The following is a 22,717-nucleotide window of genomic DNA, read 5'->3' as shown; positions in this document are numbered from 1 at the left end:
GAGCGCGGGCTGCGGTGAGACCGGCCTGGGTCCGCTCGCGGATCAGGTTGCGCTCGAACTCCGCCAATGCCCCGAACAGGTGGAAGGTAAGCTTGCCCGACGTGGTGGTCGTGTCGATCGCCTCGTGCAGGCTCAGCAGAGGGAAGCGTCGCCCACCCCATCGACGGGGAGAGAAACGACCAATGCGATCGGGCCGGCGCAGCCCTGGCCGATCTCCGCAAGACCGGAAAGACTACAATCCGCGCGGCGGATTGGCCGAACGGCGCGCCAGCGCTACTCCGCCATGCTGATCGTCACCTGGCAGGGACGAGACCCGTCAGGGGCTCGGTCGGAGCGCAGCGGAGATAGAGCGGCGGTCCCGCAGGGAGGCGCCACCCCTGACCTTGCACTTTTCCGCTTCATCGACTAACATGCAGTCAATGACTTATGGAGTTGCATATGGCAGTCATGACGATCCGAAACATCGACGATGCGATCAAAAATCGTCTGCGCCTGCGCGCTGCGATGCACGGTCGGTCGATGGAAGACGAGGCCCGCGACATCCTGCGTTCAGCGCTCTCGACCGAAATCCCCCGGCCTCGCAATTTGGGACAGGCCATCCATGAGAGGTTCGGCGCGCTGGGCGGTGTCGATCTGCCTGAGCTGTACCGCGAGCCGATCCGGGCGGTGGACTTCGGCGAATGATTGTTCTCGACACGAACGTCATTTCCGAGCTGATGCGGCGCGAGCCTGACCCGAGGGTCATGGCGTGGATTGCCGAGCAGCCGATGGCGGGCGTATTCACGACGACGCTGACGCAGGCGGAAATCTTCTACGGACTGGCGCTGCTTCCCGAGGGACGCCGCCGCGATGACCTGCTGGCCGCCGCACGCCCCATGTTCGATGTCGATCTTGCCGGCCGCGTGCTGCCGTTCGATACCGACGCGGCCAGCGCCTATCCAGAGATTGCCGCCGGGCGGAAACAGGGCGGCAAGCCGATCAGCCAGATCGACGCGCAGATTGCCGCCATCGTGCGCTCGCGCGGCGCGCGACTGGCGACTCGCAATGTGCGCGACTTCGCCGAGTGCGGGATAACGGTCGTCGATCCGTGGGGCGAAGCATGACGCCCGCCGCCGCACGACCCTATCTGCGCTACGCCGCGATGAAGCCTTTGTGCGAAGTGCGGACACGCGGCAGCGTGTCGAGATGGCTCTTCCTCGCAAAGTCCGTCGCCGCACGCCCCGTCGCTGGGCCGAGTGCCCGGACGACCTGCACGACTATACCAATCCCGTCGCGCCGCGCCGGGCGTCGCGCCGGTCGCGCGACGATGACGGGCCGCTCGTCGTCACTGACGACTGGCCGGAGCAAGTTCCGATCGGCGACGCCGAGTTGCGCGCGATCGAAGGCCACATGCGGCAAGAGCTGGACAAGCTGTTCGGACCGCTGCCGTGAAGTGAGGAGTGAAGCGTTATGACCAGCGCCGCCCTGCGACGAGACGAGGATGAGGCGCCGGTCGTGGCGACCGCCCGCGCGGCGCTCTACCTGCGCGTCTCGACCGGCCGGCAGGCCGAGAGCGATCTTTCGATTCCCGACCAGCGCCGCCAGATCGAAGGGTATTGTCTGTCACGCGGCTGGGAAGTCGCGGCCCAGTTCGTCGAGCCGGGCAACACCGCGACCGACGATCGCCGGCCTGCCTTTCAGGCCATGATCGACGCGGCGATGACAAAGCCGCCGACGTTCACCGTCATTGTCGTCCACAGCTTCTCGCGGTTCTTCCGCGACCAGTTCCAGTTCGAGTTCTACGTCCGCAAGCTGGCGAAGAACGGGGTGAAGCTCGTCTCGATCACGCAAGACTTGGGCGACGATCCGATGAGCGTGATGATGCGCCAGATCATGACGCTGTTCGACGAGTATCAGTCGAAAGAGAACGGCAAGCACACGCTTCGCGCGATGAAGGAGAATGCGCGGCAAGGCTTCTGGAACGGCGCTCGTGCGCCGATCGGCTATCGCGTGGTCGCGGCGGGCGAGCGCGGCGCAAAGATCAAGAAGAAGCTGGAGATCGACCCGAACCAGGCGGAGACGGTGCGGCGCATCTACCGCATGGCGCTGAATGGCGTCGATAACAGAGGACCGATGGGCCTCAAGTCGATCGCCACTTGGCTGAACGAGAACAACATCCGCACCCGCGACGGCGGGCGCTGGGGCTTGGGCGCGGTGCATCAGGTGTTGACCCGCACGACCTATATCGGCCAGCACCGTTTCAACACGCGCGATCACAAGACCAGGACGCCGAAGCCGGAGAGCGAGCACGCCATCATGGAAGTGCCCGCCATCGTCTCGGAAACGGAGTTCGAGGCGGTCCAGCGGTCGCTCAAGGCGCGGAGTCCGAAGATGATGCCGCCAATGGCGGTGGGCGGCCCGACGCTGCTCACCGGCATCTGCTTTTGCGCCTGCTGCGGCGGCGCGATGACGCTGCGCACGGGCACCAGCAGCGTCGGGCGGGAATATCGCTATTACACTTGCTCGACGAAGGCGCGACAGGGCGCGACCGGCTGTCCCGGCATCACCGTGCGGATGGATCGGCTTAATGAGGCCGTGGTCGATCATCTCGAAGCGCGGCTACTCGACCCGGCGCGGCTCGAAGGTCTGATGAATCAGATCCTCGAACGCCGCGACGAGTGGGTGAATCAGCGCCGCGAGCATGTCGCCGATCTTGAGCGACGCGCGACCGAGGCGGAAGCCAAGCTCAAGCGGCTTTACGACGCGATCGAGAATGGCGTCATCGACGTAAGCGATCCGTCGCTCAAGGATCGCATCGCCGAGCTGACCGCGACGCGCGACCAGGCCAAGGGAGATTCTGAGCGCGCACTTGCCCATATCGTGAAGATCGGCCCGGCGATCACGCCGGAGAGCCTGCGCGCCTTTGCAGCCGCCCTGAAAAAGAAGCTGCGGAACGGCGACGGCACTTTCGCCCGCGATCAGGTGCGGGCGGTCGCCCAGCGGGTCGAGGTGGTCAGCCGGAAAGAGGTCCGTATTCGCGGCCTGCGCAGCGAGCTGCTCCGAACGCTAACCGCCGCCTCTGGCGTAGAGGCGGCGGTGCTAGGCGTTCGTGCCTTTGAACCGAAATGGCGCACCCGACAGGATTCGAACCTGTGACCTTCGCCTTCGGAGGGCAGCGCTCTATCCAGCTGAGCTACGGGTGCCGGTAGAGCGGCGCGTCTAGCAGGGCTCTGCGGCGCCAGCAATGGCCTATCGACCGCGCGGCGGCAATGTGCGAAGGCGCCCCGCACGGAAGGACGGGACGCGATGCAGGCATCCGAACGGCGCTGGCCGATGGCCGCCGACCTTTATGGCGAAATGCAGCTCGAGGCCGCGCCGCCGGCGCAGCGGCGCGTGCGCGACTATCTGCCGGGCGCGCTCGTCACCGCGATCGCGGCGCTCGCCGCGGCGTGGCTCGCCGACCATTATGCCGCGCCGATCGTGCTGATGGGCCTGCTCATCGGCCTTGCCCTGTCCTTTCTGTCGCAGGACCGGCGCACCCACGCAGGGCTCGACCTGATGTCGCAGACCGCGCTGCGGATCGGCATCGTCCTCGTCGGCGCGCGGATCACCGCGGCGCAGCTCGCCGAGCTGGGGCCGCTGCCCTTTGCTCTCCTCATCGGTATCATGCTCGCGGTGATCGTCGCGACGACGCTGAGCGCGCGGCTGTTCGGGCAGGATCGCGATGCCGCGCTGCTCGCGGGCGGCGCAACCGCAATCTGCGGCGCATCGGCGGCGCTCGCGCTCTACTCGCTGATCGGCGACAGGCGCGTCGACCAGGCGCGCTTCACGCTGACCCTCGTCGGCATCACCGTCGCGAGCGCGCTCGCGATGACGCTCTATCCAGTGCTCGCCGCGCAATTCGGGCTCAGCGACACGCAGGCGGGCTTCCTGATCGGCGCGTCGATCCACGACGTCGCGCAGGCGATCGGCGGCGGCTTTTCCTTTTCGCGAGAAGCCGGCGAGGTCGCGACGATCGTCAAGCTGACGCGCGTCGCGCTGCTCGCCCCGATGCTGATGCTCGTCGCGCTATGGCTTGGACGCCGCGGCGAAACCGCGCCCGGGCGCCGGATTCCGCTGCGCCTGCCGTGGTTCATCACCGGCTTTCTCGCGCTCGCGGCGCTCAATTCGCTGATCGCCTTCCCCAAACCGGTGCAGGACGGTGCGACGACCACGGCGCAGGCGCTGCTGCTGCTCGCGATCGTCGCCACCGCGATGAAGGCGCGGCTCGCGTTGCTGCTCGACCAGGGCTGGCGCAGCTTCGCGCCGATCATCGTCGCGACCTTGACGAGCTTCCTCTTCGCGCTCGCCGCCGCGCTCAGCCTGTGACGGCGTAGCGGTGTGGCGGCGTGGCGTCACGCCAAGCCCTTGATCGTTCAGCCTTTGGGCAGCGCCCAGCTGACGGTCAGCTGCGTCGCGCGGCGCGGGATGTCGAGCTTCGCTTCGCTGAAATTCGCCTTTTCGCCCGGCGGCAGCGTGCGCACCGGCGGCTTGATCGTCCAGCTGTAGACGATCGTCCCCTGCGCATCGCGCAGCTCGGCGAGGATCGGCGGGACGCGCTGTTCGCGGTCGGTCGGATTGATGATCACCCCCGACGCGGCGAAATAGATGGTGCCGTCGGCAAGCTCGCGATGATCCTGGTTCGGCGGCAGTTCGATCACCAGATCGGGTTCGCCGCTGGCGCCGCCGAGCCCCTGCGCCCAGTCGGGCAGGCCATAGACATAGAGCGCCGCAGTCGCCGCGATCATCAGCAGCGCCGCGATTCCCGCGACGAGCGTCCAGCGTTTCGCGGGGTTGCGGCGCGCGCGGCGAAAGGGCAGCGGCGCATCCTCGGCGAGCACGGGCGCCGGGCGCGGCGCGGGCGCTTCGGCGGCGGCGAAGGCCTCGGGCGGAGGCGGCGGGGGCGGCGCATCCTCGACCGGCGCGGCCGCGGAAGATGTTCCGGGCCGAGGCTCGGCGGCGGCGGGCGGCGGCGAGGACGGCGGCGCCGGCGGCGTTTCGGATGCGGCGGGCTGCGGCGGCATCGCCAGCGAGGCGGCGGGTTCCTGAAACCAGCTGTGACGGCAATTGGCGCAGCGCACGGTGCGCCCGTTCGGTCCGATCGCGGTATCGGGAACGACGTAGCGCGTGTGGCAGGACGGGCAGGCTAGGATCATGGCCCCCCTCTAAACACGCTGATTCGCGGCGTTGCAAGCGCCGCGTCGCGCGCGGGCCTTTACCTCGGCAGCGGGCCGTGCGACAGCCGGCGCATGAGGGCGGCGGACTATCGCATTTCCGGGGCAGGCGGCGCGCTTTTCGGCGCGTATCTGGCGTCATGACGGGCGCCGCGACGCAGCGCGCGGGCGGCGCGATGGTCGAATTCGACAATGTCGGGCTGCGCTATGGTCCCGATGGCGAAATCCTGTCGGACATCAGCTTCAACCTGCAACCGGGCAGCTTCTATTTCCTCACCGGCGCTTCGGGCGCGGGCAAGACCTCGCTGCTCAGGATGCTCTATCTCGCGCAGCGGCCGAGCCGCGGCATCGTGCGGCTGTTCGGCGAGGATCTGGGGTCGATGCCGCGTCACCGCCTGCCCGGCTTTCGGCGCCGCATCGGCGTCGTCTTTCAGGATTTCCGGCTGATCCCGCACCTGTCGGCGCGCGACAATATCGCGCTGCCGCTGCGCATCGCCGGGGTGAGCGAAGAGGATCTGGCGGGGCCGGTGGGGGAGATGCTGAGCTGGATCGGGCTCGACGCGCGCGCCGAGGCGCGCCCCGCGACGCTGTCGGGCGGCGAGCAGCAGCGCGTCGCGATCGCGCGCGCGGTGATCGCACGGCCGCAATTGCTCGTCGCCGACGAACCCACCGGCAACGTCGATCCCGAGATGGCGATGCGGCTCCTGGGGCTGTTCGAAGCGCTCAACCGGCTCGGCACCACGGTCGTCGTCGCTACGCACGACGTCCATCTGATCAGCCGCATCGACAATGCGCAGATGATGCGGCTCGAAAAGGGACGCCTTTCCGACCCCACCGGCGCGCTGCGCTATCCGCCGAACCGGTCGTGAGGGGCGCCGCATGATCATCCCGCGCGTTCCCGTCCAGCATCGCCGCCTGCTTCCCGAACCGCGCCTGTCGGGGCCGACGCCGTGGGTGATCGCGATCCTGATGATGCTGACTTTGCTCGCCGCCGGCGCCGGGGTCGGGCTCGCGCGCGCGGCCGAAGCGATCGGCGAGGCGATCGCCGGGCGGGTGACGGTGCAGATCGTCACCCCCGGCCCCGCGGCGCGCGCCGAACAGGCGGCCGAGCTTGAGCGCAGCGCAGCGCGCGAACCCTATGTCCGCGCCGCGCGCCAGGTCGGGCAGGACGAGTTGCTCGCGACGCTCGGCCAGTGGCTCGGCAGCGCGGGCGGCGACGATCCGGTGCTCCGCTCGCTGCCGCTTCCCGCGCTCGTCGACATCGACCTTGCCGCCGGCGACCGCGCGCGCCAGCTCGCGCAGCTCAAAGCGCTGGTCGACGAGATCGCGCCGGGCGCGCGCGTCATCCCGCACGCCGAATGGCTGGGGCCGGTCGCCCGGCTGATCCGTTCGCTCGCGTGGATCGCGGGCGGGCTGGTGCTGATGATGATCCTCGCGAGCGGCGCGGTCGTCGTGATGACCGCGCGCGCCGCGCTCGGCACCCATTATGCGACGATCGAGATGCTTCACCTGATCGGCGCGACCGACCGCCAGATCGCGCGATTGTTCCAGCGGCGCATCGCGATCGACACCGCCTATGGCATCGCGCTCGGCACCGCGGTCGCGGCGGCTCTTCTGCTGCTCGTCGGCTGGCAATGGTCGCGCGTCACCGCGGGGCTCGCCGCGACCGCTTCGCTCGGCACCGGCGGCTGGGCGCTCTTGCTGGCGCTGCCGCTATTGGCTATCGCGCTCGCTGCTTTGACGGCGCGCCAGACGCTGCTCGCCGCGCTCAAGAAGATATTATGATCAAGCGCCTGATCTCCCTCCTCTTCCTCGCCTGGGTGCTGGGCTTCGCCTGGTTCGCGCTGCTGCCGCCGATGCCCGCGCCACCGCAGAAAACCGACGCGATCGTCGTGCTCACCGGCGGCCCGGGGCGCATCGACCGCGCGCTCGAACTGCTCGAGGATGGGCAGGCAAAGCGCGTGCTGATCAGCGGCGTCGCGCGCGAGGTGAAGCCCAAGGAGCTCGCCGCCGAATATAAGCGCCCGCTCGCGCTGTTCGACTGCTGCGTCGCGCTGGGGTTCGATGCCGAGGATACGCGCTCGAACGCGACCGAGGTCGCAAGCTGGGTTGCGCGGCGGGGCTACAGGACGGTGCGGCTGGTGACGACCGACTGGCATATGCGCCGCGCGCACTATGAAATCGGCCGCGCGGTCGGCAAGGATGTGACGATCGTCCCCGACGCCGTGCGCAGCGAGCCGAGCTTCAGCACCCTGTTCCGCGAATATCACAAATATCTGGCGGGGCTGGTGGGCGGCCTGCTCGGGCTGTAATATCACGATGCGCTACGCGATCGCCCTTTTCCGCTCGATCCTCTTCTGGATGCTGTTCGGGCTGATGAGCGCCCTCTGCTCGATCGGCGCGGTGGTCGCGTTGCCCGTGTCGCACCGCGCGACGCAGTGGTTCGTGCATATGTGGGCGCGTTTCCACCGCTTCATCACCCGTTTCGTGCTCGGCCAGCGCGTCATCGTCGAAGGCGCGATGCCCGACAGCCCGCTGCTCTATGTCTTCAAGCACGAAGGCGCGTTCGAGACGATCGACCAGCCCCTGCTCTTCAAATGGCCCGCGGTGTTCGCGAAGGAGGAGCTGTTCTCGATCCCCGTGTGGGGCCAGGCGGCGCATCTCTATGGCCTGATCCCCGTCGACCGCGACGGCGGCGGCAAGGCGATGCGCGCGATGCTGAATGCCGCGAGGGCCGCGCTCGAAAAGGGCCGCCCGCTCGTCCTCTTCGCCGAAGGGACGCGCGTCCCGCACGGGCTCGCGCCGCCGCTGCGATCGGGCTTCGCGGGCGTCTATCGGCTGCTCGGCGTGCCGGTGATCCCCGTCGCGGTGAACAGCGGCCTCGTCTATCCGCCGCGCCGCTGGGTCAAATGGCCCGGCACGATCACCTATCGCGTCGGCGAAACGATTCCCGCCGGCCTGCCGCGCGCGGAAGCCGAGCACCGCGTCTGGCGCGCGATCAACGCGCTCAACCCGCCCGAGGCGCTCGAGCGATCCGAATAGATCGCCGCCCCAGCGGAAGCCGGGGCCGCAGGATGTGCAGCGCCCGGACCAGATGCGCTGGCTCGGGACGAAGCGGCGCAATGGGTTCGCACAAAGCCACGAAGCCACAAAGGGGTGCGGGCTTGCGCGAAGGTCTCTTGCCGCCGCAGGCGACGAACAAGGAGGAGCGCTGCGCGATAGTGAGCGACGTGCGCCGCTTCCTGCACCTCTTTGTGGCTTTGTGCCTTCGTGCGAATCATTGAAACGGCAAAAGGCTCAGCCAGCGCCCCAGCCGCCCGTCGCCACCAAGCCCCAAACGAGACCTAATGCTTCCGCCCGAAATCGGGCGCCGCATCGTCCTGTCCCTGCTCGATGATCGAGCGGCGGATCGCGCGGGTGCGGGTGAACCAGTCCTCCAGCTTGTCGCCGTCGCCGCGGCGGATCGCCTGCTGAAGCACGGTCAGATCCTCGTTGAAGCGCTGGAGGGTCGCGAGCACCGCATCGCGGTTGGCGAGGAACACGTCGCGCCACATCACCGGATCGCTCGCCGCGATGCGCGTGAAGTCGCGGAAACCGCCCGCCGAATATTTGATCACTTCGCTCTCGGTCACTTCCTCGAGCTCGCTCGCGGTGCCGACGATCGTATAGGCGATGAGGTGCGGCAGGTGGCTCGTCACCGCGAGCACCATGTCGTGATGCGCGGCGTCCATCGTCTCTACCCTGGCGCCGAGCGCGCTCCAGAAGGCTTCGAGCGCGGCGACCGCGCCGGCGGGCGCGTCGGCGGGCGGGGTGACGATGCACCAGCGCCCGTCGAACAGGCTCGCAAAGCCCGCCGCGGGGCCGCTGTTTTCGGTGCCCGCGACCGGGTGCGCCGGAATCACCAGATGCCCGGGCAAGGCCTCGCGCAGCGCGGCGCCGACCCCGGCCTTCGACGAGCCGACGTCGGATATGATCGCATCCGCCCTCAGCCCCGGCGCCACCGCGCGCGCCGCGTCGGCCATGCCGCCGACGGGCACCGCGAAGATCACCAGGTCGGCGCCGGCCACCGCCTCGGCGGGATCGGCGGCGATCCGGTCGCACAGTCCGAGCGCCTGTGCTTCGCCGCGCACCGCGGCGCTGACGTCATGGCCCGTCACCGCGACGCCGGGCAGCTTCGCCTTCACCGCGCGCGCGATCGACGATCCGATCAGCCCGAGCCCGACGATCGCGAGCCGCTCGATGGTGCGCGCCATGCGCGGTCAGCCCTGCAAAGCGGCGCGAATCGCCGCCGCGAGCCCGCGCGTTTCGTCTTCGGTGCCGATGGTCATGCGCAGCGCGTGCGGCAGGCCCTGCCCCGGCAGCCAGCGGACGATATAGCCCGCGTCCATCAACCGCTGATTCATCATCTCGGCGGTCACATCGCCCTCGAACAGCACGAGCAGGAAGTTGGTCGCCGAGGGGACGACGCGTACGCCATGATTGCCGAGCGCTTCGAGCTCGGCCGCCAGCCACGCGCGCCACTTCGCATTATGCGCGCGGCTCCGGCGCACGAAATCATCATCGCCGACCGCCGCGACCGCCGCCGCCTGCCCCGCGCGCGTGACGTTGAACGGCAGGCGGATGCGGTGCAGCGCCGAAATCACGTCCGAACTGGCATAGCCCCAGCCGATGCGCTCGGCGGCGAGGCCGTGGATCTTCGAAAAGGTGCGAGTGACGAAGACGTTGGGCGCACTCTTCGCCAGCTCGAGCCCGCCGTCCTCCTCCTCGTCCGACAGATATTCGGCATAGGCCTGGTCGATCACGAACAGCACGTCCTTGGGCAGCCCGGCATGGAGCCGCGCGACTTCTTCGCGCGTCGCGAGCGTGCCCGTCGGATTGTTCGGATTGGCGAGATAGACGACACGCGTCCGGTCGGTCACCGCAGCGAGCAGCGCATCGACGTCGGTCGCATAATCGCTGTCGTCGGCCTCGACCGGCACCGCGCCGACGCGCCGCGCCGCGATCTCATAGACCGCAAAGCCATAGCGGACATAGAGAATCTCGTCGCCGGCCCCGGCATAGGTTCCCGCCGCGAGATGGAGCAGCTCGTCCGAGCCATTGCCGCAGATGATCCGCGCCGGGTCGAGCCCGAACTTGGCGGCGATCGCCTCGCGCAAAATCACCGACCCCGGGTCGGGATAGCGCGACAGCGCATCGGCGGCCGCGAGCGTTTCGCGAAACGCCGCGCGCGCCTTGTCACCGGTGCCGAGCGGATTTTCATTCGCCGACAGCTTGATCAGCGGCCGTCCGTCGGCGCCCGCCGACTTGCCCGGGACATAGGGTGCAATGCCGCTGATCCACGGCTTGGGTTGAAGGGTCTGGGTCGCGTCGGTCATGCCGCGGCGTTTAACGGCTGCGGCCGCCGAGTCCAGTTTGTTGATGGGATTCGCGCAGAGACGCAGAGCGCGCAGAGGGAAGAAAAAGATTCACGCGGAGACGCGGAGACGCGGAGGATATTATCCGGGGCCGAATGGCCTCCTTTTTCCGGCTGCGCCGCGATCCTGGGCGAAGCCGTGGATCGACGGCCGCTTCGCGGCTGGCATCATTTCTCCGCGTCTCCGCGTCTCCGCGTGAATCAAATTCTCTGCGCGCTCTGCGTCTCTGCGCGAGTATATCCAAGCCCCGGGTCTTCCGCGCGCATCGTTGACACGCCCGGCGCGCCCGCTTAGCCCCGCCTTCCCATGGCAAGCCGGCTCCACGCGATTCAGCATCACAGCGTCACGATCGACGCGCCGCTGGCGCTCGACAGCGGGCAGGCGCTGCCGTCGGTGACGATCGCCTTTCAAAGCTATGGCACGCTTGCCGCCGACAAATCCAATGCGGTGCTGATCTGCCACGCGCTCACCGGCGACCAATATGTCGCGAGCGATCATCCCGCAACGGGCAAGCCCGGCTGGTGGGCGCGGATGGTCGGGCCGGGGAAGCCCGTCGACACCGACCTTTATTTCGTGATCTGCGCCAATGTCCTCGGCAGCTGTATGGGGTCGAGCGGCCCCGCGACTCCCGACGCCGCGACCGGCGCGCCGCTCGGCATGCAATTCCCCGTCATCACGATCGGCGACATGGTGCGCGCGCAGGCGATGCTGCTCGACCATCTCGGCATCGCGCGGCTTCATGCCGTCATCGGCGGGTCGATGGGCGGGATGCAGGCGCTCGCCTGGGCTTCGGCCTGGCCCGAACGGCTCGCCTCGGCGATCGTCATCGCCAGCGCGGCGCGCCATTCGGCGCAGAATATCGCGTTCCACGAGGTCGGGCGGCAGGCGATCATGGCCGATCCCGACTGGCAGGACGGGCAATATTACGGCAGCGACCGCGCGCCGACGAAGGGGCTCGCGGTCGCGCGCATGGCGGCGCACATCACCTATCTTTCCGAAGCGGGGCTGACCGAGAAATTCGGCCGCCGCCTGCAGGGGCGCGAGGCCAAGACCTTCGGCTTCGACGCCGATTTCCAGGTCGAATCCTATCTGCGCTATCAGGGGCTCGCCTTCACCGACCGCTTCGACGCCAACGCCTATCTCTACATCACGCGCGCGATGGACTATTTCGACCTCGCCGAGCCGCACGACGGCCGCCTCGCGGGCGCCTTCGCGGGCGCCAAGGACGTGCGCTTCACCCTCGTCAGCTTCGACACCGACTGGCTCTATCCGACCGCCGAATCGCGCCGCATCGTCCAGGCGCTGCAAAGCGTCGGCGCGGCGGCGAGCTTCGTCGAGCTGTCGGCGCCCTTCGGCCACGACAGCTTCCTGCTCGACGTCCCTGCGCTCGACCGGCTCGTCGCCGGCGCGCTCAAGAACGGCGGCTGACGATGGCGCTGCGCCCCGACCTTGCGATCATCGCCGCCGCGGTTCCGGCGCGCGCGCGCGCGCTCGACATCGGCTGCGGCGACGGCGAGCTGATCGCGGCGCTCAGGGACAAGGGCGTCGACGCGCGCGGGCTGGAAATCGACCCGTCGAACGTCACCGCGGCGATCGCGCGCGGCCAGTCGGTGGTGCAGGGCGATGCGAACCGCGACCTTATCGACTATCCCGCGGACGGTTTCGACTATGCGATCCTCTCGCAGACGCTTCAGACCACCGAGCGCCCCGACCGCGTCGTCGGCGAACTGCTGCGCATCGCGCCGCGCGCCTTCGTCAGCTTCCCCAATTTCGCGCACTGGCGCGTCCGCCTCGCGCTGCTGTGGAACGGCCGGATGCCGGTGACGCGCCTGCTGCCCGTCGCCTGGTACGAGACGCCGAACATCCACCATGTCACCGTCAGCGACTTCCGCCAGCTGATCGCCGACAAGGGAATCCGCGTCGAACGCGCCTGGTATCTGTCGGGCGACAAGCCGACGAGCGACGCCGCCGCGAGCTGGCGCGCCGAACATGCGATCTTTCTGATCTCGCGGGGCTGACCGCTCGGCTCGCGGCGGTTTGAGACCGATTTCGGACGTCAGGTCACCACCAGATTCGCGCAGAGGCGCAGAGAGCGCAGAGGGCAAACGTGAAAATCTCTGCGTCTCTGCGCGAAATGTTTGGGAGGCGGCATCCGACTGGTTTCGGACTTTCTTAAGCCCCTCCTCTTCAGAGGAGGGGTTTGGGGTGGTGCGCTGGCTGGACGTTCGGTCGAGGCGACCACCCCGCTGCGACTAACGCGCAAGGCGCGTAAGTCTCGCTGCCCCTCCTCTGAAGAGGAGGGGTTGGGCGAATGTCTCGAATCCACCCCCAAGCTGGCATTCAATCTTCCAATGGACGCCGTCCCACGACAACGGAATGATCGCCCTCAATCCCTCCTCTTCAGCCCGTTCGCCAGCAGATCATTGGCGATCGCGGCCACAGCCTCGATGTCGGCGTCGGCGTCCCACAGGCCATAGCGCATCCCCAGAAAGACATTCATCCCGCCGATCGCCCAGGCGTGGATCTCGCCGACGTCGGACCGGATTTCGCCGCGCACCGCGCCGGCCTCCAGTCGCTGGCGGATGCGTTCGACCGTGGTTTCATAGTGGCGGCGATAGCTGGCGTAATCGACGAATTCGGCCTCGTCGATGATGCGGTAAATCTCCTTATGCTCGCGCACGAAGCCGAGGAAGGAAGCGAGGCCGATGCGTTCGGCCTCGATCTCGTCGGGCGCGGCCTGAACGATCGGGGTCACATGGTCGCGCAGCTGCTCGCTCATATAGCGGACGAGCGCCTGGAAGATTTCCTCTTTCGAATCGAAATAGGTATAGAAGCTGCCGAGCGCGGTCCCCGCGCGCCGCGTGATGCCGCTGATCGACGCGTCGTGAAAGCCGCGCTCGCCGAATTCGACCGCCGCGGCGTCGAGCAGCTTGCGCAAGGTGCGCCGCCCGCGCTCGGTGCGCGGCGTCTTGTCGCCCTTCGCCGTTTCGTCCCGCCCGGCCATGCCTTGCGCCTGATCCATCGCTGCCATCCGTCCCCTGCCCCCTCGATCCCGGTGCATCGTGGCTTTTGCGCACCAGTGGCAAGCAAAAAATGCCCGGGCCGGTTTATAAGTTGAAACTTGGTTCACCTTTCATTATTGAGTGCATCACGGCTTGGCAAGCGCCCGGCCCAAGAAAATGACGAAACGGGCGGCGAGGGGCCGTCCGCGCACAAGGGAGAGTTCACATGCGTCCGTTCGCCCGCCGCTTCCGCACCATCGTCTGCGCATCGAGCGCGCTGTCGCTGCTCGCCTTCGCGCCCGCCGCCCTTGCGCAGGAAGAAAGCGGCGCAAGCGCCGAGGACGGCGACAATGCGATCATCGTCACCGCGCGCCGCCGCGACGAGCGGCTGATCGACGTGCCGGTCGCGATCACCGCCTATTCGGGCGACGCGCTGGACAAGGCGGGCGCGATGGACATCACCGACATCGGCCAGACCACCCCGAACACGACGCTCGAAGTGTCGCGCGGCTCGAACTCGACGCTCACCGCCTTCATCCGCGGCGTCGGCCAGCAGGACCCCGTGTCGGGCTTCGAACAGGGCGTCGGCATCTATCTCGACGATGTCTATCTCAACCGCCCGCAGGCCGCGGTGCTCGACATCTACGACGTCGAGCGGATCGAGGTGCTGCGCGGGCCGCAGGGCACGCTCTATGGCCGCAACACGATCGGCGGCGCGGTCAAATATGTCACCAAACCGCTGCCCGAGGACCCGTCGCTCACGCTCAAGGGCACCTATGGCACCTACGACCAGGCCGACCTCGTCGTAAGCGCGAGCGCGCCGATCGGCAACCTGCTGCGCATCGGCGCCGCGGGCGCGCGCCTGTCGCGCGGCGGTTTTGGCGACAATGCCACCACCGGCCTTGAAAATTACAACAAGGATGTCTGGGCGGCGCGCGGCACCGTCGAGCTCGGCGGCTATGGCGAGCCGGTGCTGATCCGCATCTCAGGCGACTATACCAAGGACAAGAGCGATCCGCGCGGCGGCCATCGCCTGATCCCGTCGCTCGCGACCGATCAGCCGGTGCTCGACGACGTCTATGACAGCCGCGGCGGGCTCAACGATCCCCGCCAGGAAATCGAAGCGTACGGCCTCGCGATGAACGTCTCGGCCGAACTCGGCGACGCGCTGACGCTGCGTTCGATCAGCGCGTGGCGCAAGGATAATTCGGCGACCCCGATCGACTTCGACGCGCTGCCCGCCGCCGACCTCGACGTCCCCGGCTATTATTTCAACGAACAGGTCAGCCAGGAATTCCAGCTTCTCTACGAAGGCGACCGGCTGAAGGGCCTGCTCGGCTTCTATTATCTGAACGCGAGCGCCGACACCTTGTTCGACGTCCGCCTGTTCAACACCTTCGCCGGCTTCACCGCCTTTACCGAGGCCGATGTCGATACCGAAACCTATGCGATCTTCGGCGACTTCACCTATGATTTCACCGACCGGCTCAGCCTGTCGGTCGGCGGCCGCTATACGTGGGACAAGCGCACCGCGTCGATCCTGCGCCAGAATTATCTCGGCGGCGGATCGCCGGTCTTCGGCGGCGCGGGGGTTCCCTTCGGCACCCCGAGCACCGATTTCGAGGGCAGCCGCAACTTCAACAAATTCACCCCGCGCGTCTCGCTGCAATTCCAGCCGACGCCCGACCATAATCTCTACGCAAGCTATTCGCAGGGCTTCAAGGGCGGCGGCTTCGACCCGCGCGGCGTCGGGGTCAACGCGCCGGCCGCCGATCCCGGCAACCCGACCGACGCCGAGGTCGCCGACTTCCTCAGCTTCCGCCCCGAACAGGTCGAAAGCTACGAGCTCGGCTATAAGGGCAGCCTGCTCGACCGGCGGCTCGACGTCGCGATCGCGGCCTTTTATGCCGATTACACCGACGTCCAGATCCCGGGATCGGTCGCGTGCAACGTCGGCGGCATCCAGACCTTCTGCGGCGTCGTGTCGAACGCGGGCAAGGCGACCTTCAAGGGCGTCGAGTTCGAAGGCCGCGCGCGCCTCGGCGACGATCTCGCGGCGGCCGGCGACCGGCTGACACTCTCGACCGCGCTCGGCTTCATCGACGCCGATTATAAGGAATATGTCACCAATATCGGCGGGGTCCCCACCGACGTCGCCGACTATCGCGAGGTGCAGAATACGCCGAAATGGACCGCGAGCGGCACACTCGACTATTCGGTCCCGGCCGGCGACGGCGACCTCGGCTTCCGCACGACGCTGTCCTATCGCAGCAAGACCTATCAGTTCGAAATCCCCAACCCCTATATCGACCAGAAGGGATTTGCGCTGCTCGACGCGAGCCTCGTCTATACCGCGCCCGGCGACCGCTGGAGCCTCGGCATCTTCGGCAGGAATCTGACCAACAAGAAATACAAGACGTCGGGCTACACCTTCGTCGTGACCGATCCGACGACGGGCGCGATCATCCCCGGCGCGAACGGCCTGCCGCAATCGGCGCTCGGCACCGAAGGCACGCTGACCGCCTTTTACGGCAACCCGCGCCAGGTCTTCGTCAGCGGCACCGTGAAGTTCTGACGTCGCGCCATCGACAAGGGGGAAAGGGGCGCCCGCCGCGGCGCCCCTTTTTTTGGGCGAGGTCTGCGCGGAGAGGACAGCTTTGGGGGTGGGGAGCGGACATCTTGTGGTGCGAGAAGGCACGCGCAGAGGGCGTTGGTTGAAACCGGCGGACCGGGATTTTTGTTTCGCGCGAAGACGCGAAGGGGCCGGTTCGCAGCCGCTAGGCCGCCTTTCCCTTCATCGCCGCGTCCGCCGCAACGCGAAAGGGAAAAGCCGCTTCGCGGCAAGCGCGACATCTTCGCGTCTTCGCGTGGGACAAATCTTGCCGTCACCCGCGGCACAGCGCGTTGCTCGCTTGCCGCGCGGCCTTCGCATCCCTACGCCGCTCTCTTCCTTCAGCCCGGCGGCTGCTATTGATCACCGGCGGCGACCGCCTTCGCGCCCCGCTCCCAGAATTTCCAACTGCTCCGCCCGCTGAGCACGCCCGAGCGGAAGAGACGGACCGACAGGGTGACGACGAGCGCGACCCAGATCGCCTGCCAGCCGAGCGCGAGCAGGTGGACCGCCTTCGCATCGTCGGTCGCGGCGCGCGCCGCCATCGCCATCGGCGACGAGAAGGGAATGATCTGCGCGATCGTCGCGACGCTGCTGCCCGGCGCGTTGGCGGCGCCCGAGCAGAGGCTGAACATCGCGACCTGAAGGATGGTGATCGGCAGGCTGAGCATCTGGATTTCGCGCACCGTCCCCGCCTGCGCGCCGACGCCGAGGAAGATCGCGCCGAGGAGCAGGAAGGACATGATGAAATAGGCGAGCATGATCAGGATGAAGAAGGGCCAGCCGGTCGCGGGCGTGACGCCGAACGCGGCCGAAGTCGCCTGCGCGTTCGCCGACGCGGCGCCGGCGTTCGCGAGCGCGCCGGGGTCGAGCTGCGTCATCGCGATCAGCCCGCCGCCGACCGCCATCGCGGTCCAGAAGGCGATGAAGAGGATTGCGACGCCGAGCAGCCCGAGCAGCTTGCCGAGGAAGACGCTTTCGAGCGGCACCGCAGCGGCAAGGATCTCGATCACCTTGTTGCCCTTTTCCTCGGCGAGCATCCCGACCGACTGACCGGCGAGGAGCAGGGTCAGAAGGAAGATGACGAAGACCGCACCAAGGCCCAGCCCCTGCTGTGCGGCGATGCTCGTGCCGCCTTTCTTTAGATTTTCAAAGCGCGGCGCCGCAGGGGCGACGGCACCCGCGGCACGGTCGCGCAGCACGTCGGTCGCGAGCAGCGCCAGATAGGCGCCCGACCGGCTGCCCTCCTCGCGCTCGACGATGCGCGGGGCGGCGAGCGGACCGCTCATCACCGCATAGGTGTCGGCCCCCTTTTCCTGCGCGACCGCGACCGGATCGACGTCGCGCGCGGCGACGCGCAGTTCGAGCGCCGGCGGCTTGTCGCCGGGCAGCGCATCGCGCAGCCGCGCGTCGGCGGCGCGCAGCGGCTCGACATCGGCCGGACCCGCAATCGCGACGATGCGCCCCGCGCCGCGCGCGCTGTCGGCGAGCTGCGAGGCGCCGAAGCCGCCGAGCGCGCCCATGCCGATCATGAACAGCGGCGCAAGCAGGAAGAGGAGAAAGGTCGGGGTCGCGACGATCGCCAGAAAGTCGCGCCGCGCAACCACGAAGATGTTGCGGAGGAAAGGCGTCACGCGGCGGACTCCTCGATGGCGTCGGCTTGCGCATCGGCCTCGAAGCCGGCGTCGACCTGACGGACGATATGGACGAAGGCGTCGTGGAGGCCGGGGCGGCTGATCGACAGGCCCGCGACCCCGTGCCCGCTCGCGGTGATGCGCGCGAGCAGCGGCTCGACCGCGTCGCCCTCAATCGCGAAATGCCAGTCGGCGCCGCGCCGCTCGGCACCCGGCGGCAGCATCGCCGCGACGTCGCCCGCCGCGTCGCGCGGGGTGTAGCGCACCTGCATCGGCAGCAGCGCGCGCGCCTCGTCGACCGTGCCCTCGAAGCGCCGCGCCGAGCGCGCGATGATCGCGATGCGGTCGCACAATCGCTCGGCGTGCGCCATCACATGCGTCGAAAAGAGGATCGTCGCGCCGCGCTCGCGCTCGCGCCGCACGAGCATTTCGAGCCGTTCCTGATTGACCGGATCGAGCCCCGAGAAAGGCTCGTCGAGGACGATCAGGTCGGGGGCGTGGACGATCGAGCCGATCAGCTGGACCATCTGCGCCATGCCCTTCGACATCTTGCGGATCTTTTCGTCGATCACGCGCTCGAGCCCCAGCTCGGCCATGAAATCGCCCGCGCGGCGGCGCCCCTCGGCCCAGTCGAGCCCGCGCAGCGCGCCCATGAAGGCGATCGCCTCGCGCGCCTTCATGCCGGGATAGAGGCCGCGTTCCTCGGGCAGATAGCCGATGCGATGGCGCACGCTTTGCGGCTTGAACCCGCCCAGCAGCCGGCTCGTGCCCGCATCGGGGTCGATGATGCCGAGCGTCATGCGCAGGCTGGTCGTCTTGCCCGCGCCATTGGGGCCGAGCACGCCGTAAATGCTGCCCGCCGGCACCAAAAGGCTGACGTGATCGACCGCCTTGAACGCCTCGAAATATTTGGTGAGGTCGCGCGCCTCGACGCAATATTCGGTCAAAATCCGGTCCTCGATTTGGGGTCTGTCAGCTGACCCGTTCGTCCTGAGGAGCGATTGAGCTTGTCGAAATCGCATCTCGAAGGACCATGCGCGGCGCTGGCGTCCTTCGAGACGGGTCTTCGACTTCGCTCAGCCCCTCCTCAGGACGAACGGAGGATGTGTTACCGCCAGGCTATGGCACGGCCGGGCGGCTGTCGTATAGGGGGCAATGGTTGCCAAGGCCTTGCCCCCTCTCGAAGACCGCCTCGAAGCGGTCGCGCGCGCACATGGCTTCGCCGCCTTCGGCATCGCGCGCGCCGACGCGGCGCCCGAGACCGCGGCGCGCCTCGACGCCTGGCTCGCCGAGGGGTGCCACGGCGAGATGATCTGGATGGAAAGCCGCGCGGAGCAGCGCGGCTCGCCCAAGGGCCTGTGGCCCGAAGTCCGGTCGGTGATCGCGCTCGGCATGAGCTATGCCCCCGCCGAAGACCCGCTGGCGCTCGCCGATCATCGGACACGCGGGCGCATTTCGGTCTATGCGCAGGGCGCCGATTATCATGATGTCGTCAAAAAGGCGCTGAAAGCGGTTGCGCGCTGGCTCGTCGCCGAAGCGCCGGGCGCCGAGGTCAAGGTGTTCGTCGATACCGCGCCGGTGATGGAAAAGCCGCTCGCCGCCGCCGCGGGGCTCGGCTGGCAGGGCAAGCACACCAATATGGTCAGCCGCGACCATGGCAGCTGGCTGTTCCTCGGCGCGATCTATACGACGCTCGACCTCGTGCCAAGCGCGCCGGGGCGCGATCACTGCGGCAGTTGCCGGGCGTGTCAGGATGCGTGTCCGACGCAGGCCTTTCCCGCGCCGTACCGGCTCGATGCCCGGCGCTGCATCTCCTATCTCACGATCGAACATGCGGGGCCGATCCCCGAAGAGTTCAGGCACGCGATCGGCAATCGCATCTATGGCTGCGACGATTGCCTCGCGGTGTGCCCGTGGAACAAATTCGCCGATACCGCCGCGCGGCACCGCGCCTTCCTGCCGCGCGGCGAGCTTGCGGCGCCCGCGCTCGCCGACCTGCTCGCGCTCGACGATGCCGGGTTCCGGCAGGTTTTTGCAGGCTCGCCGATCAAGCGCATCGGGCGCGACCGCATGGTGCGCAACGCGGCGATCGCCGCGGGGAACAGCGGCGATCCACGCTTTCGCACGCGGCTCGCCGAGCTGACCCGCGACGCCTCGCCGGCGGTCGCCGACGCGGCGGCATGGGCGCTCGCCGAGCTGGCGGAATGACGTCGCGCACCTGCGACTTTGCTCCCTCGGCCTCGGGCGGATTCCGGCTCGAATGTAGGATATTCCTGTTTCACGCGAAGACGCGAAGATATTGCGCTGGCCGCGAAGCGGCTTCCCCTTGCAGCGTCGCGTCGGAACGCGGGTTGGGAAAGGGAATGGGGCCTATCGGCCCGAACAGCTTCTTCGCGCCTTCGCGCCTTCGCGTGAAACAAATCTTTTCACCGAAGCGGGAGAGAGAAGGGCGTTACCGCCGCAAAGCTGCGATGCAGCTGTCGATATTGGCGTCGCGGCCGTCGGGGGTGCGCGCGTCGACGTGGGTGGCGAGCGGCTTCGCGCCCTGCCGCGGCGCGTAATAATAGACGTCGAGCACGCAGGGCCCGCCCGCGAACTGCAGCTTGCGCCCCGCCCCTTCGGTGACGTCGAGGCGCGGGCGGCCGAAGGCGCCGATCGCGGCGTCGGCGTCGTGGCCGATCAGCGCGTTGTTCTGGGTGACGCGCGGCGCCGTGATCGGCGGCACGCCCGCGCTCGCGGCGGGCGGCGTCGCGCGCGGAATCGCCGCGCCCGCGCAGCCCGCGAGCAGCAGCGCGAGGCCGGCGGCGCCGGCGGCACGGCTTTGTCGGATCATGGTCTTTCGCTCCCCATATGCAGCATATGGACGGCCATAGCCGCGCCAAGGATGGGGGCCAAGATATTGGCGACGGGCACCAGGAAGCTTGCGGCGGACAGCAGGCCGAGCGACCAGCGCGCGCCGCGGGCGAAGCGCAGCCGGTCGGGGTGGCGCGCGCGCACCATCGCTTCGAGGTCGCGGCCGAGCAGTAGCGCGTTGACCGCGAGCGCGAGCAACACGGTGCCGACCCCGGTGACGAGCAGCAGCAGGTAGAAGGGCAGCGCGGCAAGGTTGCCGAGGACAAGGCGGCCGAGCGAGGCGAGCGCAAGCGCGACGTTCTGACGCCAGCCGACATCGACCGCGCGCGCCGCGGCGGCGGGATAGTGGCGCGCCTCGACGTCGGCGACGATCGCATCGGCGAACAGCCCGACGACCGCGACGCCGACGCCGCGGAACAGCAGCCAGCTTCCCGCGACCAGCAGCAGTAGGACCGCCGCACCGGCAAGGTCGAGCCCGGTGCCGCCGAGCCACCCCATTTGCGCGATTCCCCAGCGCGTGCCGAAAAAGAGCGCCGCGCCGGCGGCGACGAAGATCAGCAAGGTCAGTGCAAGGCTCTGCGCGAGGACGCGCAGCACGCGCGGGCTGGAGAGGTCGCCAAGGGCGAGCAGCAGGGCGTGGAGCGCGCGGGCCATCGCGCGGGTGTGACGCGCGGGGGCGATGCGCGTCAAGTGCGGGACGGTCGGGGCCGGGCTCCATCTCCCCTCCCGCTTGCGGGAGGGGTTGGGGGTGGGCAAGCGACGCCGCTATGGCCCACCCCGCTGCGAGTAGCGAGCAAGCCCGCAACTCTCGCTGCCCCTCCCGCCCGCGGGAGGGGACGTCAAGCGCCGGCTTGCCTTGGCGTGCTTCGCCCCGTAAGGCGCGGCGCAGCTTTTCCCCAACAGCACAGGATAGTCCATGGCCTCCACCGCCCGTTTCGACGTCGTTGCGATCGGCAACGCGATCGTCGATGTTCTCGCCCGCGCCGACGATGCGCTGATCGAGGCCGAGGGCCTGGTCAAGGGGTCGATGCGGCTGATCGACGCCGAGGAGGCGGCGCGCCTCTATGCCGCAATGGGTCCCGCGGTCGAGATGTCGGGCGGGTCGGCGGCGAACACGCTGGCGGGCATGGCGGCGCTCGGCGAGCGCTGCGCCTTCATCGGGCAGGTCGCCGACGACCAGCTCGGCCAGGTCTTTACCCACGATCTGCGCGCGCTCGGCGTCGCCTACGACACGCCGCCGCTGGCGGGCGGGGCGCCGACCGCGCGCTGCCTGATCCTCGTCACCCCCGACGGACAGCGGACGATGAACACCTTTCTGGGGGCGAGCCATTTGCTCGAGCAGGCGATGATCGACGAGGAACTGATCGCGGCGTCGGAGATCCTCTATCTCGAAGGCTATTTGTGGGACCCCGAACTATCGCGCGCGGCGATGCGGCGCGCGATCGACGTGGCGCGGGGCGCGGGGCGCAAGGTCGCCTTCACCCTGTCCGACGCCTTCATCATCGACCGTCATGGCGAGGATTTCCGCGCGCTGATCGCGGCGGGACTGTTCGACATCCTCTTCGCCAACGAGGTCGAGATCAAGGCGCTCGCGGGTGAAGAGGATTTCGAGGCCGCGGTCGCGAAGATCGCGCCGCAGGTGCCGCTGCTCGTCGTGACGCGCAGCGAAAAGGGCGCGATCGCGATCACCGGCGGCGCGCGCACCGAGGTCGGCGCCGAGCCGATCGACGCGGTGGTCGACACCACCGGCGCGGGCGACCTCTTCGCCGCGGGCTTCCTGTCGGGCCACGCCGAAGGGCGCCCGATCGCCGACTGCCTGACCATGGGCGCCGTCTGCGCGCGCGAAATCATCGCGCAGGTCGGCCCGCGCGCGCAGACCGACCTCAAGGCCAAGGTCGCGGCGCGACTGGGGTAGTGGAACGGGCGTGAGGCCGGGTGTTGCCATTATCGCGCACAAAGCCACGAAGCCACAAAGGGGGCGCCGCGCCGTCCGCCAATTTGCCTCCACTTC

General features: G+C 68.4%; 22 protein-coding genes, 1 tRNA gene and 1 pseudogene. 14 read left to right on the top strand and 10 right to left on the bottom strand.

Annotation, left to right across the window (positions count from 1 at the left end; genetic code table 11):
• A pseudogene (locus CHB69_RS20795) lies at positions 1-217 on the bottom strand (recombinase family protein); the annotation flags it as partial.
• A 221-nt stretch (positions 218-438) separates the two neighbouring features.
• On the opposite strand from CHB69_RS20795, the gene CHB69_RS11370 reads away from it, so the two are divergent.
• The 4 genes from CHB69_RS11370 to CHB69_RS11355 all read left to right on the top strand — a co-directional run bounded on the left by CHB69_RS11370 (position 439) and on the right by CHB69_RS11355 (position 3,135).
• Positions 439-684, top strand: a complete 246-nt coding sequence (locus tag CHB69_RS11370) for a FitA-like ribbon-helix-helix domain-containing protein (protein ID WP_170935525.1) — start codon at positions 439-441, stop codon at positions 682-684.
• Entirely contained in the window at positions 681-1,103 is a 423-nt protein-coding gene (locus CHB69_RS11365) for a type II toxin-antitoxin system VapC family toxin (protein ID WP_058817955.1), read from the top strand. The genes CHB69_RS11370 and CHB69_RS11365 overlap by 4 nt, the downstream gene beginning before the upstream one ends.
• A gap of 82 nt (positions 1,104-1,185) precedes the next feature.
• A complete protein-coding gene (locus tag CHB69_RS11360; RefSeq protein ID WP_058817956.1) occupies positions 1,186-1,431 on the top strand; it encodes a hypothetical protein in 246 nt (81 codons plus the stop codon).
• A gap of 18 nt (positions 1,432-1,449) precedes the next feature.
• Positions 1,450-3,135, top strand: coding sequence for a recombinase family protein (locus CHB69_RS11355; RefSeq protein ID WP_089216115.1), 1,686 nt, complete (start codon positions 1,450-1,452; stop codon positions 3,133-3,135).
• Here CHB69_RS11355 and CHB69_RS11350 read toward each other — a convergent pair.
• Positions 3,106-3,182 (bottom strand) — tRNA-Arg (locus CHB69_RS11350). The genes CHB69_RS11355 and CHB69_RS11350 overlap by 30 nt on opposite strands.
• A gap of 103 nt (positions 3,183-3,285) precedes the next feature.
• On the opposite strand from CHB69_RS11350, the gene CHB69_RS11345 reads away from it, so the two are divergent.
• Positions 3,286-4,347: a YeiH family protein gene (locus CHB69_RS11345; RefSeq protein ID WP_089216114.1), complete on the top strand. Its 1,062-nt coding sequence runs from the start codon at positions 3,286-3,288 to the stop codon at positions 4,345-4,347.
• Positions 4,348-4,394: 47 nt separating this feature from the next.
• Here CHB69_RS11345 and CHB69_RS11340 read toward each other — a convergent pair whose 3' ends face one another.
• Entirely contained in the window at positions 4,395-5,174 is a 780-nt protein-coding gene (locus CHB69_RS11340) for a zinc-ribbon domain-containing protein (protein WP_089216113.1), read from the bottom strand.
• 158 nt (positions 5,175-5,332) lie between these two features.
• Here CHB69_RS11340 and ftsE point away from each other — a divergent pair, with 158 nt between their 5' ends.
• The 4 genes from ftsE to CHB69_RS11320 are packed head-to-tail and all read left to right on the top strand — an operon-like array spanning position 5,333 to position 8,234.
• Complete coding sequence (ftsE, locus tag CHB69_RS11335; RefSeq protein WP_089216112.1) at positions 5,333-6,061, top strand: cell division ATP-binding protein FtsE; 729 nt, start codon at positions 5,333-5,335, stop codon at positions 6,059-6,061.
• 10 nt (positions 6,062-6,071) lie between these two features.
• Positions 6,072-6,977, top strand: a complete 906-nt coding sequence (locus CHB69_RS11330; RefSeq protein ID WP_089216111.1) for a cell division protein FtsX — start codon at positions 6,072-6,074, stop codon at positions 6,975-6,977.
• Positions 6,974-7,504 (top strand): YdcF family protein, encoded by a 531-nt coding sequence (locus CHB69_RS11325; RefSeq protein WP_089216110.1) that lies wholly within the window; start codon positions 6,974-6,976, stop codon positions 7,502-7,504. Before CHB69_RS11330 ends, CHB69_RS11325 begins: the two co-directional genes overlap by 4 nt.
• Before the next feature lie 7 nt (positions 7,505-7,511).
• Complete coding sequence (locus CHB69_RS11320) at positions 7,512-8,234, top strand: lysophospholipid acyltransferase family protein (RefSeq protein ID WP_089216109.1); 723 nt, start codon at positions 7,512-7,514, stop codon at positions 8,232-8,234.
• Positions 8,235-8,536: 302 nt separating this feature from the next.
• Here CHB69_RS11320 and CHB69_RS11315 read toward each other — a convergent pair whose 3' ends face one another.
• Both CHB69_RS11315 and hisC read right to left on the bottom strand, forming a co-directional pair.
• A complete protein-coding gene (locus tag CHB69_RS11315; protein WP_089216108.1) occupies positions 8,537-9,445 on the bottom strand; it encodes a prephenate/arogenate dehydrogenase family protein in 909 nt (302 codons plus the stop codon).
• A gap of 6 nt (positions 9,446-9,451) precedes the next feature.
• On the bottom strand, positions 9,452-10,567 hold the full coding sequence (hisC, locus tag CHB69_RS11310) for a histidinol-phosphate transaminase (RefSeq protein WP_089216107.1): 1,116 nt from the start codon (positions 10,565-10,567) through the stop codon (positions 9,452-9,454).
• 345 nt (positions 10,568-10,912) lie between these two features.
• Between hisC and metX the strand changes: the two genes are divergently transcribed.
• Together metX and metW are read left to right on the top strand one after the other, a co-directional pair.
• Positions 10,913-12,034, top strand: coding sequence for a homoserine O-acetyltransferase MetX (gene metX / locus CHB69_RS11305; protein ID WP_089216106.1), 1,122 nt, complete (start codon positions 10,913-10,915; stop codon positions 12,032-12,034).
• 2 nt (positions 12,035-12,036) lie between these two features.
• Positions 12,037-12,624 (top strand): methionine biosynthesis protein MetW, encoded by a 588-nt coding sequence (gene metW, locus CHB69_RS11300; RefSeq protein ID WP_089216105.1) that lies wholly within the window; start codon positions 12,037-12,039, stop codon positions 12,622-12,624.
• Positions 12,625-12,992: 368 nt separating this feature from the next.
• Here metW and CHB69_RS11295 read toward each other — a convergent pair whose 3' ends face one another.
• Positions 12,993-13,628: a TetR/AcrR family transcriptional regulator gene (locus CHB69_RS11295; RefSeq protein ID WP_089216104.1), complete on the bottom strand. Its 636-nt coding sequence runs from the start codon at positions 13,626-13,628 to the stop codon at positions 12,993-12,995.
• Positions 13,629-13,834: 206 nt separating this feature from the next.
• On the opposite strand from CHB69_RS11295, the gene CHB69_RS11290 reads away from it, so the two are divergent.
• Positions 13,835-16,183: a TonB-dependent receptor gene (locus tag CHB69_RS11290; protein WP_089216103.1), complete on the top strand. Its 2,349-nt coding sequence runs from the start codon at positions 13,835-13,837 to the stop codon at positions 16,181-16,183.
• Between the two features lie 392 nt (positions 16,184-16,575).
• On the opposite strand, the gene CHB69_RS11285 is transcribed toward CHB69_RS11290, so the two are convergent.
• Both CHB69_RS11285 and CHB69_RS11280 read right to left on the bottom strand, forming a co-directional pair.
• Positions 16,576-17,853: an ABC transporter permease gene (locus CHB69_RS11285; protein ID WP_089216102.1), complete on the bottom strand. Its 1,278-nt coding sequence runs from the start codon at positions 17,851-17,853 to the stop codon at positions 16,576-16,578.
• Entirely contained in the window at positions 17,850-18,800 is a 951-nt protein-coding gene (locus CHB69_RS11280) for an ABC transporter ATP-binding protein (RefSeq protein WP_245836725.1), read from the bottom strand. The genes CHB69_RS11285 and CHB69_RS11280 overlap by 4 nt, the downstream gene beginning before the upstream one ends.
• Positions 18,801-19,008: 208 nt before the next feature.
• On the opposite strand from CHB69_RS11280, the gene queG reads away from it, so the two are divergent.
• Positions 19,009-20,061 carry a tRNA epoxyqueuosine(34) reductase QueG gene (gene queG / locus CHB69_RS11275; RefSeq protein ID WP_089216100.1) on the top strand — a complete coding sequence of 351 codons (1,053 nt, stop codon included), beginning with the start codon at positions 19,009-19,011 and terminating at the stop codon, positions 20,059-20,061.
• Between the two features lie 244 nt (positions 20,062-20,305).
• Here queG and CHB69_RS11270 read toward each other — a convergent pair whose 3' ends face one another.
• Together CHB69_RS11270 and CHB69_RS11265 are read right to left on the bottom strand one after the other, a co-directional pair.
• Positions 20,306-20,686: a hypothetical protein gene (locus CHB69_RS11270; RefSeq protein WP_089216099.1), complete on the bottom strand. Its 381-nt coding sequence runs from the start codon at positions 20,684-20,686 to the stop codon at positions 20,306-20,308.
• On the bottom strand, positions 20,683-21,360 hold the full coding sequence (locus tag CHB69_RS11265) for an EI24 domain-containing protein (RefSeq protein WP_089216098.1): 678 nt from the start codon (positions 21,358-21,360) through the stop codon (positions 20,683-20,685). Before CHB69_RS11265 ends, CHB69_RS11270 begins: the two co-directional genes overlap by 4 nt.
• Positions 21,361-21,622: 262 nt before the next feature.
• Between CHB69_RS11265 and CHB69_RS11260 the strand changes: the two genes are divergently transcribed.
• A complete protein-coding gene (locus CHB69_RS11260) occupies positions 21,623-22,621 on the top strand; it encodes an adenosine kinase (RefSeq protein WP_089216097.1) in 999 nt (332 codons plus the stop codon).
• Positions 22,622-22,717 lie beyond the last annotated feature (96 nt).

The organism is Sphingopyxis indica, from assembly GCF_900188185.1.
In the GTDB taxonomy this organism is placed as follows: Bacteria; Pseudomonadota; Alphaproteobacteria; order Sphingomonadales; family Sphingomonadaceae; genus Sphingopyxis; species Sphingopyxis indica.
The sequence above is the reverse complement of the archived record's forward strand: the minus strand, read 5'-3'. Positions and strand labels throughout refer to the sequence as shown.

Coding starts and splice junctions, on each gene's coding strand:
- CHB69_RS11370 (WP_170935525.1), top strand. CDS start 439: ATGGCAGTCATGACGATCCGAAACATCGACGATGCGATCAAAAATCGT.
- CHB69_RS11365 (WP_058817955.1), top strand. CDS start 681: ATGATTGTTCTCGACACGAACGTCATTTCCGAGCTGATGCGGCGCGAG.
- CHB69_RS11360 (WP_058817956.1), top strand. CDS start 1,186: ATGGCTCTTCCTCGCAAAGTCCGTCGCCGCACGCCCCGTCGCTGGGCC.
- CHB69_RS11355 (WP_089216115.1), top strand. CDS start 1,450: ATGACCAGCGCCGCCCTGCGACGAGACGAGGATGAGGCGCCGGTCGTG.
- CHB69_RS11345 (WP_089216114.1), top strand. CDS start 3,286: ATGCAGGCATCCGAACGGCGCTGGCCGATGGCCGCCGACCTTTATGGC.
- CHB69_RS11340 (WP_089216113.1), bottom strand. CDS start 5,174: ATGATCCTAGCCTGCCCGTCCTGCCACACGCGCTACGTCGTTCCCGAT.
- ftsE (WP_089216112.1), top strand. CDS start 5,333: ATGACGGGCGCCGCGACGCAGCGCGCGGGCGGCGCGATGGTCGAATTC.
- CHB69_RS11330 (WP_089216111.1), top strand. CDS start 6,072: ATGATCATCCCGCGCGTTCCCGTCCAGCATCGCCGCCTGCTTCCCGAA.
- CHB69_RS11325 (WP_089216110.1), top strand. CDS start 6,974: ATGATCAAGCGCCTGATCTCCCTCCTCTTCCTCGCCTGGGTGCTGGGC.
- CHB69_RS11320 (WP_089216109.1), top strand. CDS start 7,512: ATGCGCTACGCGATCGCCCTTTTCCGCTCGATCCTCTTCTGGATGCTG.
- CHB69_RS11315 (WP_089216108.1), bottom strand. CDS start 9,445: ATGGCGCGCACCATCGAGCGGCTCGCGATCGTCGGGCTCGGGCTGATC.
- hisC (WP_089216107.1), bottom strand. CDS start 10,567: ATGACCGACGCGACCCAGACCCTTCAACCCAAGCCGTGGATCAGCGGC.
- metX (WP_089216106.1), top strand. CDS start 10,913: ATGGCAAGCCGGCTCCACGCGATTCAGCATCACAGCGTCACGATCGAC.
- metW (WP_089216105.1), top strand. CDS start 12,037: ATGGCGCTGCGCCCCGACCTTGCGATCATCGCCGCCGCGGTTCCGGCG.
- CHB69_RS11295 (WP_089216104.1), bottom strand. CDS start 13,628: ATGGATCAGGCGCAAGGCATGGCCGGGCGGGACGAAACGGCGAAGGGC.
- CHB69_RS11290 (WP_089216103.1), top strand. CDS start 13,835: ATGCGTCCGTTCGCCCGCCGCTTCCGCACCATCGTCTGCGCATCGAGC.
- queG (WP_089216100.1), top strand. CDS start 19,009: ATGGTTGCCAAGGCCTTGCCCCCTCTCGAAGACCGCCTCGAAGCGGTC.
- CHB69_RS11270 (WP_089216099.1), bottom strand. CDS start 20,686: ATGATCCGACAAAGCCGTGCCGCCGGCGCCGCCGGCCTCGCGCTGCTG.
- CHB69_RS11265 (WP_089216098.1), bottom strand. CDS start 21,360: ATGGCCCGCGCGCTCCACGCCCTGCTGCTCGCCCTTGGCGACCTCTCC.
- CHB69_RS11260 (WP_089216097.1), top strand. CDS start 21,623: ATGGCCTCCACCGCCCGTTTCGACGTCGTTGCGATCGGCAACGCGATC.